Origin of the sequence: Primorskyibacter sp. S187A, from assembly GCF_049800955.1 — a bacterium.
Lineage (GTDB): Bacteria > Pseudomonadota > Alphaproteobacteria > Rhodobacterales > Rhodobacteraceae > JAKVBH01.
In genome coordinates, this window is record NZ_JBNAGA010000006.1 from 1 (window position 1) to 13,699 (window position 13,699).

Genomic DNA, 13,699 nt, shown 5'->3' on the forward strand with positions numbered 1-13,699 from the left:
CGAGACATTGCGGTCTTATCGCGGCCACCTGGCGATTGTGACCCAGACGATCCCGGCGCTCGATGAAATCTACGGCGAGAACACCCGTCGCGCGTTGCAGGGAAATGCCGGGATCAAACTCTATCTCACACCGTCCGATGAAAAGACCGTCGAGGAGTTGAGTGGCGCGGTCGGCATGACCACCAAACGCGTGGTCACTCGCTCACGCTCCATCGGTCGCAATCCGTTCGAAGGGCGCAGCATGTCCGAGCGCACGGAAGAGACATCGCTTCTGCCGAAGGACGAAGCCCGGCGCATGTCGCTTGATGACATCGTCATGGTCGTGGACGCCCAGATGCCGGTGCGGGCAAAGCGCATTCGGTATTTCGACGACCCATTCTTCAAGAGCATTCATAAGGCACAGTCGGGCGAGTTCCCGTTTCCGGAAGTGGTTCCTGCAGAAGAACCGCGGGTCCAGGCAACTGAGGCGGGGCAGGAGGATCGGGCGGCGACCCGCGTGGAAAAAGATGAGACCATGGCACAAGGCGTGAAGACGCGGTCTTCCCGCAAAGCACCGTCAAAGATGGTTGAAACAAGTATTGCTGCCGCACAAACCACGGCGTCCACGGGCACCACGCTTGCCACCAGTCGGCGCAAGAAGAGTTCGAAGGCGCTTCGGGAAGTTGGTTTGACCACAGATCAGGCTGAGCCAGACCTTCCCGTACAGCAGAGTTTCAAGCTGACGGACATGATCGCCGGCGACGAAGCAGACGCCAAAGCTGCCGTCCAATCGACGATCTCTGCGCTTGCGAAAATTGGCGCGGAGGACTCGGCGGGGCAGGGTGGGGGCGCCGCGCCAGGCAAAGAGATTGTCGCTGAGGCCAATGCAAAGACCGATTCAGAGGGTGATGGAAATACTTCTACCCTGAGCGAGGACATCGAGGATGGCGACAGCAGCGAAATCGCGAAGCATCGTGTGCGGGATGGTGAAGATATCGAGGCTGAGTTCAGAGAACAGGCGCTCACACACAAGGTCTAGGTGCGTGGCCACCGAGTATCAAAGCGGACCTTTGGAGATCCTTGTACGAAGGTCAGCATCGCGGACAATCCGGACTTGTGCAGTCGCGGCTATTGCTGACGCAGCGTTTGTTAGCGCTTGCAGCAGGCGATGCGCCGCGTTGCAAGGCTTATCTTCAATCCGGTCATTCGAATGCGCTCGGCAAAACAACGAAATCATAGCTTCGCTGCGGTGGTCCCAGGCAACTTGGTCACCGGTAAAACGGCCATCCGTCAAGGCCTTGGGAATAACTCTCATTCGGCCGGAAGACTTGGAACGTGTTTTCGACTGGCTTAACCTGGACGCATGGGTCAGGTTACGTCTCTTTTTGCTCGGAAAGTTGTGGGTGTCGCAGGCGATGCTGTGGATGCGCGGGCGGTGCTTGCGTCCGTGGGATTGGATATCGATGGACCCGTCGACCCCAAGCACATGATCGATGACGACCGCTACTACGGCATGATCGAGACGATGGCCGGGCAGATGGACATAACCGCTTTGCCCTTGAGGGTGGGCGAGGCCATGCGCACCGACGAATATGGCGCGCTTGGCCTTGCGTGGAAAGCCGCGCCCAATTTGCTTGGCTCTTTCTCTCGTGTGGCGAGGTACTGGCGTCTGTGGACAAGTGTCACGCAGTACGAATTGCAAAAGACAGATCGGGGAATGTTGTTCGTGCAGCACCGGAAAGGTTTCCGCCGGCTCGGTCTGCGCATCTCGGTTGAGGCGACGATGGCAAGCGGCGTTTCGCTCGGCAGGCAGGTGTCGTCGCGCCCATTTTCACCGATCGAAGTCTATTTCAAGCACGCTGCTCCCAAGACACTCGAGCATCACGAAGCGTATTTTGGCTGTCCGGTCCATTTCGCTGCAGACAGGGACGCGATGCTTTTGTCCCATCACTCTCTGTCCCAACCCAATATTCTTGGGGATGAGGGCATCACGTCTTTTCTTGTGTCCCACCTCGAACAGGAAATTCAACAGATCGACGATACACCCGATCTTCCCGCGCAAACCAAAGGCGAGATTGCCCGCGCCCTCAGTGAAGGCCTGCCCAAGATGGCAGATATCGCCCGCAAGCTGGGGTTGAGCGCCCGGTCCTTTCACCGGCGCCTTGCTGAACACGGGCTCAGCTTTCAGACCCTGACCGAAGAGACGCGCCGCGAGATCGCCACAGCCATGCTGCAAGATGAACGCTATGCGCTATCCGAGATAGCGTTCCTCACAGGATACTCCGAGCAAAGCGCCTTCAACCGCGCGTTCAAGCGCTGGATGGGGATGACACCGGCGGCCTATCGGAAGTCTCTGGGGTAAAGGCCCCGCGCTATGCGGCATTGGCCGCAGATGTCAAAACCCTGGCAATCGCGGTCAATACCGACCCGCAACACTGCAATTAATCCTCCTCTTGCACAAACCAGAGGAGACTTTCCATGAAACATGCCGCTTCCATTTCCGCCATCGCCTGCCTTGCAATACTTGGCACGTTCGGCACCGCATCTGCCGGTGAAGGCCACGGGCATAACCCGGCCAACACGATCAGCATTGAAACCGATCACCCCGACAGCTTCCGCCACTTCGCGCCCGAGCTGCCGCAAATGCGCGCCCGCGCAGCGCAGATCAACACCGAGTTCGGCCTGCATGTCAGCGAAATCGAACCGGGCCTCTTCTTTGTCACCGACCTGATCTATCAGTCCGCTTTCCTTGTCACCGATGAGGGCGTCGTGGTCTTCGACGCGCCCCCCAGCTTTGGCGAGCGCCTGCGCGCGGCCATCGAGATGTCCGCCCCCGGCGTTCCGATCACCCATTTCGTGCTCAGCCACAAGCACGCCGATCACAATGGCGGCGGCTATACCTTCGCGGATATTGAGGGGCTGACGGTCATCGGGGCCGAAGCCTTCGCCGACAGCCTCGCCAAGTCCCCGCTGCGCGGTGTTCTGACGCCAACCGAAACCTTCGCAGAGCAGCTTTCGATGAATGTGGGCGGCGTTCCAATCGAACTGCAGACCGCGAACTTTCACGCCAACGACGTGGATGTGATCATCCACCTGCCGGACCAGCAGTTTCTGATGGCCGTCGATACAATCACCCCCGGCGAAGCGCCGTTCATGAATTTCGGCGGCACCGCCGACCTCGAAGGCTATATGGCCAGCTTCGACACGTTCCTGTCCTATGACTTTGAGCACTTCCTGTCCGGCCATGTCTCGGTGCTGGGCAACCGGCAGGACGTCGAGACCGCGCGCGACTACGCCCATGATGTGCGCGACACCGTGCTGGGGATGTGGCCGGACTTTATGGGCCGCTTCATGGCGAATATGGAGCTGACCGAGTTCCAGCACGGCAACCTGGCCTATCGCATCACGATGGAGCAGGTCCGCGACGACTGCGCCGCGCAGGTGATTGACCGCTGGGAAGGCACGCTCTCGGTCGTTGATCTTTGGGCAGACAGCCACTGCGAGACGGTGGTGATGCACGCGATCATGCACTGAACACAGCCTGCGGTCGGGCCAAATTGGCTGGACCGCAGACCGCGTGGCAGGAGGTCTCGCACGCCCGCCGCTATTCCCCAATCAGGAGGACCAACAATGTCGACGTTTTTCTTCTTTCTCTTCCAATTCGCAATCCTTGCCTATGCCCTCGTGGGCGGCGTGTTTCTGGCCTTTTCCGACTTCATCATGCGCTCGCTTGCCCTGACCGGTGGTCATGGTGGCGTCGAGGCGATGCAGGTCATCAACCGCGAGGTTTTTCGCTGGATTTTCATGGCGCTGTTTCTGGGCATGGCAGCGGTGTCGCTGGCCATCGCAGCCTATGGGGCCTTTGGCCTCAGCGGCCCTTTGGGAACACTGATCATGCTGGCCGGGCTGGTCTATCTGATCGGCTGTTTCGGCGTCACTGTCTTCTTCAACGTGCCCATGAACGAAGCGCTTGCCGGGATGGAGACGTCATCTGGCACAACACGCGACTATTGGATGCAGATCTATGTGCCCCGCTGGACCTTCTGGAACTCGGTACGGACGCTGGCCTGCGCCATTTCCGCTGCGCTGCTTCTCTTCGGGTTGCTCTGGATGACCCAGAACCAAGCACAGACCGCGTGATACGCGGCCACAAAGGGTCGGCGCGTTCGTGTCACGGGCCGACCCAAAGGCGATTTGCGGCCCGGCCAACCTAGGGAGACCAAGGCCATGACGATCCTCGAAAAAGTAAACATCCTCATCCTGCTGGTCACGATCTCCTACATCATGGCGCTCAGCAGCCTTCTTTCCACGATTGATGACATCCCGACGCAAGTCGCGTGGCTGATCACGTTTCTTACAAGTGTGGGGCTGTTCCGATTGCTGATCATATTGGTCTACTGGCTGATCAACCGTTCCGACATGCTGCTGTCGCTCTACCATCGGGAAAAGTTCATCAAAGGCCTGTGGACCTATCGCTACGAAGCCAATGGCAAATGCCACTCCGGTATTTGGCGCATTTCGCAGGGTGTCGCGTCATTATCGATCACGGGATACGGTGTCGATGAGGATGGCAAGATGGACTCGCATTTTCGCAGCATCAGCCAGCCTTTCGAACACCAAGGCGTCGACGAGATCATGTTTGCTCGCACAGACATCAAGAGCGGGGACGAGCACTATTCGAAATCCACGCTCTACATCGATCCGCGCAGCCGCCGATCCTGGCGCTCAGGCCCATTGGATATCAGGGCCCAGTCCGTTCTTTACGGCTATGACGAAGACGGCGTGCGACATGCAGAGCTGATCTTGCAACGGGCCGACAATGGCCTGTGCGAACGGGAAATCATAGAGAGGCTGACGACCAACGAGCCAAAGGCACCGTCAAACTTGGCATCGGTCCCGCTGTCTGCTGGCCAGAAAGGTGGCCGTCGCAAAGAGGAAAGTCACTGACATGGTCTATCTGCTCTGCATCATCTTACTCGGCGTTGTTGGCTTTCAAATCGCGCTGATCTTGGGGGCCCCTTTTGGCCGGCTGACCCAAGGCGGTCAAATCGAAGGCGCACTCCCACCAAAAAGTCGGGTCATTGCAGCGCTTTCCATTGTCGTACTGGCGGCAATCGCGCTGTCGATGCTTTCCGCCGATGGTCAATGGCCAAATTGGCCGCGCTGGACGGCTTGGCTGGGCGCAGCGGTTCTCGCTGTTTCAACATTGCTGAATTGGGTTACGCCATCACAAGCAGAGCGCAAGCTTTGGGGGCCAGTCATGGCTGTAACGCTGATATTGGCAGTAATGGTCCTGGTTTGACTATGCGCCGCCAGAGCAAACAGTGCGTTTCTGGCATTACTTATCGCGGTCTAAGCCGGGGTTGTTTTTGGCCCATAGCAGCGGATCCCTGCCGTGAGACCTCCCCCCAACCGACACCTCGGTGGCCGCGGCCAGTTGGGCGTTCGTCAAGAATGACTTTCCGACGCTTTCCGGACCCAAAGTCAAACCAAAGCCAAAAGATCGTGTGCCTTCTGTAGGGGATGAGACCAGTTCATTTTCGTCGCCCCCCAGAGGTTTGCGGCGACCCCGTTGTTGGACAGAATTCCAAAGGCAGTTTGCCTTTCGGCAGAGATATACAGGGCGGAAGAAGACCCTTCAGTTCCACCATTGTGGAAGAGGTAACCTGGCATCTGCTGGTCCATCGTTACCAGAAGCCAGCCGGAACACTGTGCTGTTGGCACCTGGGCTCCTCTTCGACCCAAGCCTAGGATTGGAATGCTCGACCGGGCAATTGCACGCTCAAGCACGGTCTGCGGTGCACTCAGCGCGCGAATGACGGCCTTTGCAAAAGAAGCAAGGTCTTGCGCTGAGGAACGCAGGCATCCGGCCGCGGCGAGGCTTTGAAAGATCCAGGGCGGAACGGCTTTGCCGCTGGTCGCCCTTGGTTGGGCGAAGCGCGCGTTCTGGGCTTTGCTCAACCGATCGGTCGTATCCTTCAGCCCAAGCGGGCCCGTCACTTTGGACGAAAGGAGGTCGGAAAATGACGTATCTTCCATTATGGCCATTGCCTCCCCCAGCAGGCCGACCCCGAGGTTTGAATAGTGGTGGCGGTGCACCTTTGGGGCCGATCTATTGCTGCGTTGCTGAAACCACGCGAGCAAATCCTCGCGCGAGAAGTCCGCGTAGGGGCCGTTAGGTGTCTTTCGGAACACGGCCTTCCAAAGCTGCATATAGTAGTTCGGCAGTCCGCTGGTGTGCGCAGTCAAACGCTCTGGTGTGATCCAGTCAGGCACGTCCGTCAGTACGTCTGACATCTCGCGCACTGGTGCCTTTGGGTCGATCTTACCTTCTTCGATGAGCCGACAGAGAAGAATCGCTGTGAATACCTTGGTGATCGACGCAATCTCGAATATCCAATCCTCATGCGGCGCTTCTGAGATCTGCGTACCGGATTGGAAATAGGTCACTTCGCCATCCTGAAGCCAGAATGCGACAACAGAATGGTGCGGGCTCTCATACGGTCGCATCATGTACCGGATCAGTTTGGTATGTGGGTTCCCATCTGCCATCACTTTTTATTCCCGGCATTCAGGAATGCGCGAATGTTGCTGAGAGACTCCGTAGGATTGTCCCAGATCACATCGTGGCCAGCGGCGGCGATGACGCTGAGGTCTGCGTTGCCAAAGACCCCCAAATGCTGTTCTTGAAGCGCAGCACCTGTCCAACTGTTACATGCACCCGCCATCAAAAGAACGGGACCGACAAAGGCCTTGGCTTTAGAGGTTAGGCGTTCAAAATCGGCCATCGATGCGACGCCCCATGTGTTACTGGCTAATGCGCCAAAGCGCCGGCTGGGTGCGGTATATCCTTCACCGCAGTGATAGGGATTGTCCGGATGGTTCGTGAAAACACCCACCATATGCCCGATCAGAAAGTCATCTTGTGCATCCTCGTCCGGCCCTTCGACATGCTGGGCACGAAACCCTGTCAAAAGTGCCTCGCGCCAATAGGTGACGCCGGATAGATATCGCTGGCTTTCCGCCTCCCATGCCGCGCGGCCTGCCGTATCGAGATAGCCGGGTTCAATGAGAACCGCGGCGTGCGCACCATCAGGGTTCTGGCCAAGAAAGGCGGTCGCAAGCATTGCCCCCCATGAATGACCAATCAGGATCGGGGGCGCGTCAGGTGACACGGCCTCGATGATCGCGGCTAGCTCCGCAAGATAACCGTCAAGTGTAAGCATCTCCGCAAGAACCCGTTCGGACAAGCCCGCGCCGCGTTGATCATAGAAGACGACCGTGAATTCATCCGAGAGACCCGCCAATGCCTCCAACGAACGAAAATCGCCACCCGGACCACCATGCAGAACAATGATCACTGGCGCATCTGCCGGCCCCTCATGAACCCGCATGTGCAAGTGAACACCGGCAATGGTCTCTGAAGGCAGTGTCGGGTCATCGATGACAAGACTGGCCACCGGATAGTCCCCGCGCGTCCCGAGAAACAGGGAAAGAAAGGTGCCGAGCAGACCAACGCAAATCACCGCTGTCCATTTGAGCACCCGCTTCATCGCGCGCCCCCATACTTTGCGACCTGCGCCAGTGCTTTCAGCATGAAACCGATCGGACGCCGCGGCGCATCGGTTTGGTTGAAGCTGCCGAGGATGTAGGTGTCGCGATCCGGTGCATAGTAAGCAAAGCTCCCACTCGCCCCGGAATGGCCGATCAACTCCGGCGTCGCGCGGAAAAGCGTCATCCAAAGCGGTAGCTTAATCCGCATCAGGCCGTAGCCATATTGCAGCGGAAAGAAGAGGCGGTTCCATTGCCGCATCTGGGCGGCGTTTTCGGGGTTGAACAGCCGCCTTTCCATGAAGGAACGCAGAAAGATCAGCAACTCGTCAAGCGTCGAGATGATGCCGCCATCGGCCTTCATGCTTGCCAGTATCAGGGAAACATCCAGCCGCTGGTCCTTGTGGTAGACCGGCATGCCCAAGTCTGTCCCCTGCAACACACCGGTTTGTGTGAGCCCCAGCGGTTGACAGATCCGGGCTTGCAGCGCCCGATCGTAAGTCAAGCCAGTCACAGCCTCGATCACCGCACCCAGAAGTTGGTAGTTGGTGTCAGAGTAATGCGACCTGCCGCTGTCTGGCGCGGCGGCTGGCGGCAATGCCTTGGTCATCTGCAGCACATCACCCAGATCATAGCTGCGGTCTTTCCCCTGCTTCAGATCATGGGCCAGATCGCTTTCGTAATAGTCTGCCAGACCGGACGTTTGGTGCAGCAACTGCCGCACCGTCAGCGCTGGCCCGTGATCAACCCCTTTCACCACGTGCAGTGCAGACAGGTCTACATCCGCCAGAATGCTGCTGACGGTCTGATCCAGATTGATACTCCCTTCGTCCACAAGCTGCATGACCAGCGCCGCTGTATACATCTTGGATATGCTCGCAATCGGGAACCGTGTGTCAGGCACTGCGGCCCCCGCGCTCCCTGTGAAATCAACCTGACCGTCGCCAGAGAAGACCCGCAAGATAATCCCATGTGTATGTGGCTTACCGGCTTCCGCGTCGATGAGGGCCTGTAAATTCTGGGAAAGTGTCATTCGGGTCTCTCCATCGATCAGGTTACAGTCAAGCGCGCAGCGGGTCCACTGCCGCTTCGCTCTTGAAAAGAAGTGCAAGGCCAACCGCGATGAACCAGGCAATTGCACCAAGGCCGAAGACAGCACCGGCAACTTCGCCCAGCGGCGGCAGAATTGTAAGAAGCCCGCCCAAACCGGTCAGCAGGCCAAGCCCGGTGACAATCTTTCCGAATGCGCTGTACACAACGCCTGCAAGGCTGACGCAGAAGATCCAGACACCACCGGCAATTTCATTGCCGCCACCAAGGCCAAGCTCGACTGCGTGCAGGGCCTCCCAAATCCGAACGGCGGCATCGAAATCCGTCGGCGCCAAAGCCATCACCCGTTCAGTGGCAACATTTGCGATCATACCCGCGCCAAGCACCAGTGTGGTCCAGATCAGACCAAAGGCCATCGAGGTGGTACCCCACTCCGGTGAAATGCGCTTCAGCCGGCCTGCCAATGCGACGACGAGCAACGTCAGCGCCAAGGCATTGACGATATAGATCACGGTGTTCCAAGTGATCATGAGCGCCGGATTTTCCACTGTGGCACTGACAACAGCGGTCGCGTCGATCTCGTTTGTGCCGAATCCCATCTCCGCCATTACGGTTACGAGCAGCGCAAAGCCAAAAAGATAGGTGGCCGCACAGGCCAGCGCGGCTACGCCGCCAATACGTTGCATCGTCATGATTTATTCCTTTCCGTCGGAAGTCTGTGAATGCTCGCCGAGCGCGTCGTGGCGAGGCTATTTTCAAAATGCGCTCTCAGATGCCGCGTGCCATGCCGGTCTCCGACCATGTCCAGGGCCAAGGCGCTCAGAAAAAAGCGGGCTGGCCCGCTGATGCGGCGCGGCGTGAACAGTGATAGAAGGCGCAGCGCGATCCGGCGCAGCATGTCCGGCAGGAAAGTCACCCGCGAGGCCTTGCCCAAACTGGCAAATGCAAGTTCGGCAAGTTCCTTTTGGTCAAAGATGTCCGGCCCGCCGACATCGAGCCAAGCGACACCGTCCTCAACCGCGTCAACCGTTGCCACAGCCAAATCCGCCCCGTGGATGGGATTGATCCGTTTGCTGCCATCTCCGAACAACCAGACCCGGCCGGACCGTGCCATTGTGAGGAAGTCGCTCATATCCGAGAAGTACCCCGAGGGCGCAATGATCGTGCTGGCGATCGCCGAACGCTGCAACTCTTCCACAAAGGCGGACTTTGCAGCGACCATCGGGACCTGCGCCATGTCGGCCGCACGCAGTACGTGAATGTAGGCGAACCGGCTGACACCTGCCCGCTCGGCCTCGCGCAGAAGGTTGAGATTGGCCTGATAGTCTACATCCCAGTAGTCCAACCCGTCGGTCTGGCGGGTGATGCCCAAACTGGACACAACCAGATCGGTTCCCGCCATCACACCCCGGATAGAGGCCGCGTCAGTCGCCTGCGCTTGGATCAATTGGTCGGCCGCGATGGGCTTGACTTGGGCCGGGTTGCGAACAAGTGCGATCACATACCAGCCCCGCTGCTGAAATTCGGCGCAAAGAAAGCGCCCAAGATAGCCTGTTGCCCCTGCGATGAAGACGCGTTTCATGACAGCGCCCTCAACCGTTAGGGTAAGCCGCGTTTTCATAGTCGGACCTTTCTCGTCTAAGTTACGAGAAAGCAGATAGCCGGTCTGTTGCGGTTACAGCATGACCGCAAGTATCAATGAATTGACACTTCGTAACATCAGTGCGGTCAGGCCGCCTGATTGAGGTAGGCCGTGGGGCTAAGGCCCGTCCAGCGTTTGAATGCCCGCACGAATGAAGAGGCTTCCGAGAACCCCAGAAGGTATGCGGTCTCATTCACGGTGACCTTTTGACCACTCAAATATTCCATGGCCATCCGGCGGCGCAGATCATCGTGGATTTCCGCAAATGTGATCTCTTCCTCTTTCAGGCGCCGATAAAGCGTCTGACGGCTCATCGCGAGGTCACTTGCAACTTTATCCATAGAAATCGTGCCTTCATGCAGTTTCGGCAGGATTTGCGCTTCAATCCGAGCACGGATGGTTGTGTCGGCCTGAAGCTTTGCAAGCATCTCATCCGCATGACGCGTGAAAATGCCGAACGCGTATGCGTTGCCTGGCTCGAACTGGGTCTCGGGGCTGTCCCAAACCGGATCAATCTTTAGCGCGTTTCGCTTGGCGTTGAATTCCACGGGCACGCGGAACAGCTCAGGGTATTGGTCTGCATGCGGCGGCGACGGATAGGTGACCTCCATCGCAATTTCAAAAGTCGCGTCAGGGAATGATCTGCGGAATTCACTGATAAAGCGTGCGAAGGACACCTCCGACCAGAAAGACATCTCGGGCGGCAAGACGAGATGATCAATAATCCATAGACCGTCAGCGGTGCCCTGCAGTTCGTATCGATCGACCCCCTGCGGTAGCTCCACATCGCCCATCAGGTGCAGATAGCGGTTGAGTTGCTCGAACGAGTGACGCAGCGAGGAAGACGTGTGTACAATCTGGCCGACGATCGACATCGTCTCTAGCCGCGAGTCGAAGGTGTGTCGCAGCAACAAAGCCGTATCGCCGGTTTGCCGTATCGCAACACCGATCATCGTCTGATACGCGGCCCTTGGGATGCGGTTGTCCTGGTCTGACAGATCGTCCTCAGTCAGGCCGCTTTCAGCTAGCAGGGCATTGCGATCAGCACCTTTTTCGCTGGCATAGTCAGCAAAAGACGCGGCAAAACCCGCGGCCATCGTATGATCAGTCATATGGGACGTCCCCACCCGTCGGTTTGGGACCAGCATAAGGTCTGCCATCCGCATTGATCAAGTGAACGGCAGGCCAGCTGGCCTTGCCTCGCGTTCGATATCGGCGCTTTGCGATCTGAAGGCAGATATCTGCAGATCTGCGCCACAATACTCTCTGCGAAGCTTTCTCCGCCTCGACCCAGCCTGCACTTAAGTGGCATCCAAAAGTTCAGTGCCATAAGAGTTGTCGACGGAGCACAGCCAGCCATTGTCGCAGTCCCCTTTAAAGACGTAGGTCGCCCGCCGTTTGATGGGGCTTTGTGCACCCCTGACGAACACAAGGGTCTCCATGACGACCAAAACCGTACCAGCACCCTCAATCGCATGCGCCTCGCCTTGCGTTACCGTCAACGCGTTTTTGAAGTGTTTTGCGATCGCTTCAAATGCTTGCCGGATCTGGGTTTTTCCCCTTGCGATTTGGCCGGGTTGGACAACCAGCACGGCGTCATCGGCGTAGAACGCCATCAGTGCTTCGAAATCTTCGTTGGTGATGGCCTTGTCTGCTTGCTTGATCAATTCAAGAACGACGTGATCAGACATTTGAGAGTCCTTCCATAAATTTGTTTGCGTGATCGTACTTCAGGCGGTCGCAGGACCACGTCCGTGGCCAGGCAAAATCAAAAGCCAGAGGCAGAACGCTGTCTCGGCGATCAGAGGCACGAGATAGGCGGGTGCCGCGAAACTGTGCAGATCAGGGGCGGCAAAGCGCAGTGTGCTACCGGTTAGGTAGACCAACCCCGACACGCCAATCCCAAGCCCCAAGAAGCGCGGGACAAACCCCGAATTGATAATGAGATGCGCGGTCAAAAGGCAGTTCACGCCAAAGAAGATCAAGCCCAGATCATAGCCGTATGCGTGCAGCGTGATGAAGCTGAGCGACTGATCGGCATTAATGACCAAAAGGGCGGCCTGCAAATTCAAGAGGCCCGCCGCGATCAGACCTGACTGCAACAGCCGGAAGACCAGCGCACTCAGCGCAAGCCCCGCAGACACCGACCGGAACATCAAGAACAGCAAGATTGCCAGTGCCGCATCAGCAAGGGCCATGACGACATCGGCCAGGATTGAAAGGCGGAACCGCATCGTCTCGGCACTGATGGCGCTCGCGGTTGCTTCTGCCGAGCCTGGGTCAATCAGCGGTCCGCGCAAGGCGACCTCTGACCCGACGCCGCAAAGGATGATGATCAAATAGCAAAGCCCGGCGAAACGGGCCTGACCCAATGTGATTGGAAGCGTGTTCATAACATGCCCCCCTAGACCACAACGACATTGCCGCGCTTGCGGCCTGTTTCGACATAGCGATGCGCCTCGACCAGATCAGCAAATGGATAGGTGCGATCCATCACCGGCGAGAATTGTCCATTGCCCATAAGGTCAAGAACCTCGGACAGCTCTTGGCGATGCACCTCTGGCTTTGACATGCCCGCCGCCGCAAATTTGGCAGTTTTGCCTCCGAACAGACCAGTAACGAGCATGTCACGCAAAAGCCTTAACCCCAGAACCGGGCAGATGTAGCGCCCGGCCTTGGCCAAAGCCGGTTTCGCCGCGCCGAATGAGGAAATGCCGATTGTGTCAAAGACAACATCGTAGGTGGAGCCGGATCTTAGCGGATCCTGGGACTTGTAGTCGTTGACGTGATCCGCCCCCAAAGACCGCAGCAGCTCTGCGTTTTTGGCACTTGCACTGGCGGTGACGTTCGCCCCCAGGGCCTTTGCAAACTGCACGGCGGCTGAGCCCAGCCCGCCCGAACCACCCAAGATCAACACACGTTCACCTGACTGAACTTGCGCGACACGGGTCAGAAAATGCCACGAGGTCATCGCGCCATCAAAGAGTGTCGCAGCTTCTTCATAAGCCACGCTGGCGGGCTTTCTCAGCAGGCTACCATTCTGGTCGACACTGATGTATGTCGCATTGGCACCGAACTGCAGCCCGGCTTCGCCGAAGACAGCATCGCCAATATTGAACCTAGTCACCTTAGAACCAACGGCGACGATATCGCCGGCAAAACAGGTTCCGGACAGCCCGGCGCGAGGGCGCTTGAGCCCCAGAAACAGGCGGGCAAACCTTGGCTTGCCTGCACGCATCAGCCCGTCGGCCCGCGAAACAGCCGAGGCGCGAATGCGGATGAGAACCTGATTTGCAGTTGGTTTTGGCAACGGACGAGAAACCGGGGCGAGGACTTCGGGAGCACCGTAGCGGGTCACTTCCCAGGCATTGAATGTGGTGTCCATGTTGATCTCCTTGATTGAATGACACAGGAGATACCGGATATATTTTGATCCAATAATTGGCTAATATGATCCACAAAGGATCAAAAACGTTA

At 57.8% G+C, this 13,699-nt stretch carries 15 protein-coding genes; 6 read left to right on the forward strand and 9 right to left on the reverse strand.

All coding sequences use genetic code 11. The annotated features are described in order from the left end of the window. From ACP15S_RS20155 to ACP15S_RS20180, 6 genes are all read left to right on the forward strand, one after another. A partial coding sequence (locus ACP15S_RS20155) for a type IV secretory system conjugative DNA transfer family protein (RefSeq protein WP_425041448.1) occupies positions 1–1,018 on the forward strand: 1,018 nt, incomplete at its 5' end. Between the two features lie 324 nt (positions 1,019–1,342). Beyond that, complete coding sequence (locus ACP15S_RS20160; protein ID WP_425041449.1) at positions 1,343–2,341, forward strand: AraC family transcriptional regulator; 999 nt, start codon at positions 1,343–1,345, stop codon at positions 2,339–2,341. A 116-nt stretch (positions 2,342–2,457) separates the two neighbouring features. Continuing rightward, a complete protein-coding gene (locus ACP15S_RS20165; RefSeq protein ID WP_425041450.1) occupies positions 2,458–3,513 on the forward strand; it encodes an MBL fold metallo-hydrolase in 1,056 nt (351 codons plus the stop codon). 96 nt (positions 3,514–3,609) lie between these two features. Further along, complete coding sequence (locus ACP15S_RS20170; RefSeq protein ID WP_425041451.1) at positions 3,610–4,119, forward strand: DUF1772 domain-containing protein; 510 nt, start codon at positions 3,610–3,612, stop codon at positions 4,117–4,119. Positions 4,120–4,206: 87 nt separating this feature from the next. Continuing rightward, positions 4,207–4,926, forward strand: a complete 720-nt coding sequence (locus ACP15S_RS20175) for a hypothetical protein (protein WP_425041452.1) — start codon at positions 4,207–4,209, stop codon at positions 4,924–4,926. A 1-nt stretch (position 4,927) separates the two neighbouring features. Next, entirely contained in the window at positions 4,928–5,281 is a 354-nt protein-coding gene (locus ACP15S_RS20180) for a hypothetical protein (protein ID WP_425041453.1), read from the forward strand. Between the two features lie 182 nt (positions 5,282–5,463). On the opposite strand, the gene ACP15S_RS20185 is transcribed toward ACP15S_RS20180, so the two are convergent. From ACP15S_RS20185 to ACP15S_RS20225, 9 genes are all read right to left on the reverse strand, one after another. Beyond that, positions 5,464–6,531 (reverse strand): serine hydrolase domain-containing protein, encoded by a 1,068-nt coding sequence (locus tag ACP15S_RS20185; RefSeq protein WP_425041454.1) that lies wholly within the window; start codon positions 6,529–6,531, stop codon positions 5,464–5,466. After that, positions 6,531–7,532, reverse strand: a complete 1,002-nt coding sequence (locus ACP15S_RS20190; RefSeq protein WP_425041455.1) for an alpha/beta fold hydrolase — start codon at positions 7,530–7,532, stop codon at positions 6,531–6,533. The genes ACP15S_RS20185 and ACP15S_RS20190 overlap by 1 nt, the downstream gene beginning before the upstream one ends. After that, entirely contained in the window at positions 7,529–8,563 is a 1,035-nt protein-coding gene (locus ACP15S_RS20195) for a serine hydrolase domain-containing protein (RefSeq protein ID WP_425041456.1), read from the reverse strand. Before ACP15S_RS20195 ends, ACP15S_RS20190 begins: the two co-directional genes overlap by 4 nt. A gap of 28 nt (positions 8,564–8,591) precedes the next feature. Beyond that, complete coding sequence (locus tag ACP15S_RS20200; protein ID WP_425041457.1) at positions 8,592–9,272, reverse strand: hypothetical protein; 681 nt, start codon at positions 9,270–9,272, stop codon at positions 8,592–8,594. Continuing rightward, a complete protein-coding gene (locus ACP15S_RS20205; protein WP_425041458.1) occupies positions 9,269–10,201 on the reverse strand; it encodes an SDR family oxidoreductase in 933 nt (310 codons plus the stop codon). Before ACP15S_RS20205 ends, ACP15S_RS20200 begins: the two co-directional genes overlap by 4 nt. Positions 10,202–10,308: 107 nt before the next feature. Continuing rightward, complete coding sequence (locus ACP15S_RS20210) at positions 10,309–11,334, reverse strand: AraC family transcriptional regulator ligand-binding domain-containing protein (RefSeq protein ID WP_425041459.1); 1,026 nt, start codon at positions 11,332–11,334, stop codon at positions 10,309–10,311. 189 nt (positions 11,335–11,523) lie between these two features. After that, positions 11,524–11,913, reverse strand: coding sequence for a YybH family protein (locus tag ACP15S_RS20215; protein ID WP_425041460.1), 390 nt, complete (start codon positions 11,911–11,913; stop codon positions 11,524–11,526). Between the two features lie 39 nt (positions 11,914–11,952). Continuing rightward, positions 11,953–12,615, reverse strand: a complete 663-nt coding sequence (locus tag ACP15S_RS20220) for a DUF4386 domain-containing protein (protein ID WP_425041461.1) — start codon at positions 12,613–12,615, stop codon at positions 11,953–11,955. An 11-nt stretch (positions 12,616–12,626) separates the two neighbouring features. Beyond that, positions 12,627–13,607 carry an NAD(P)-dependent alcohol dehydrogenase gene (locus ACP15S_RS20225; protein ID WP_425041462.1) on the reverse strand — a complete coding sequence of 327 codons (981 nt, stop codon included), beginning with the start codon at positions 13,605–13,607 and terminating at the stop codon, positions 12,627–12,629. Positions 13,608–13,699: the final 92 nt, after the last annotated feature.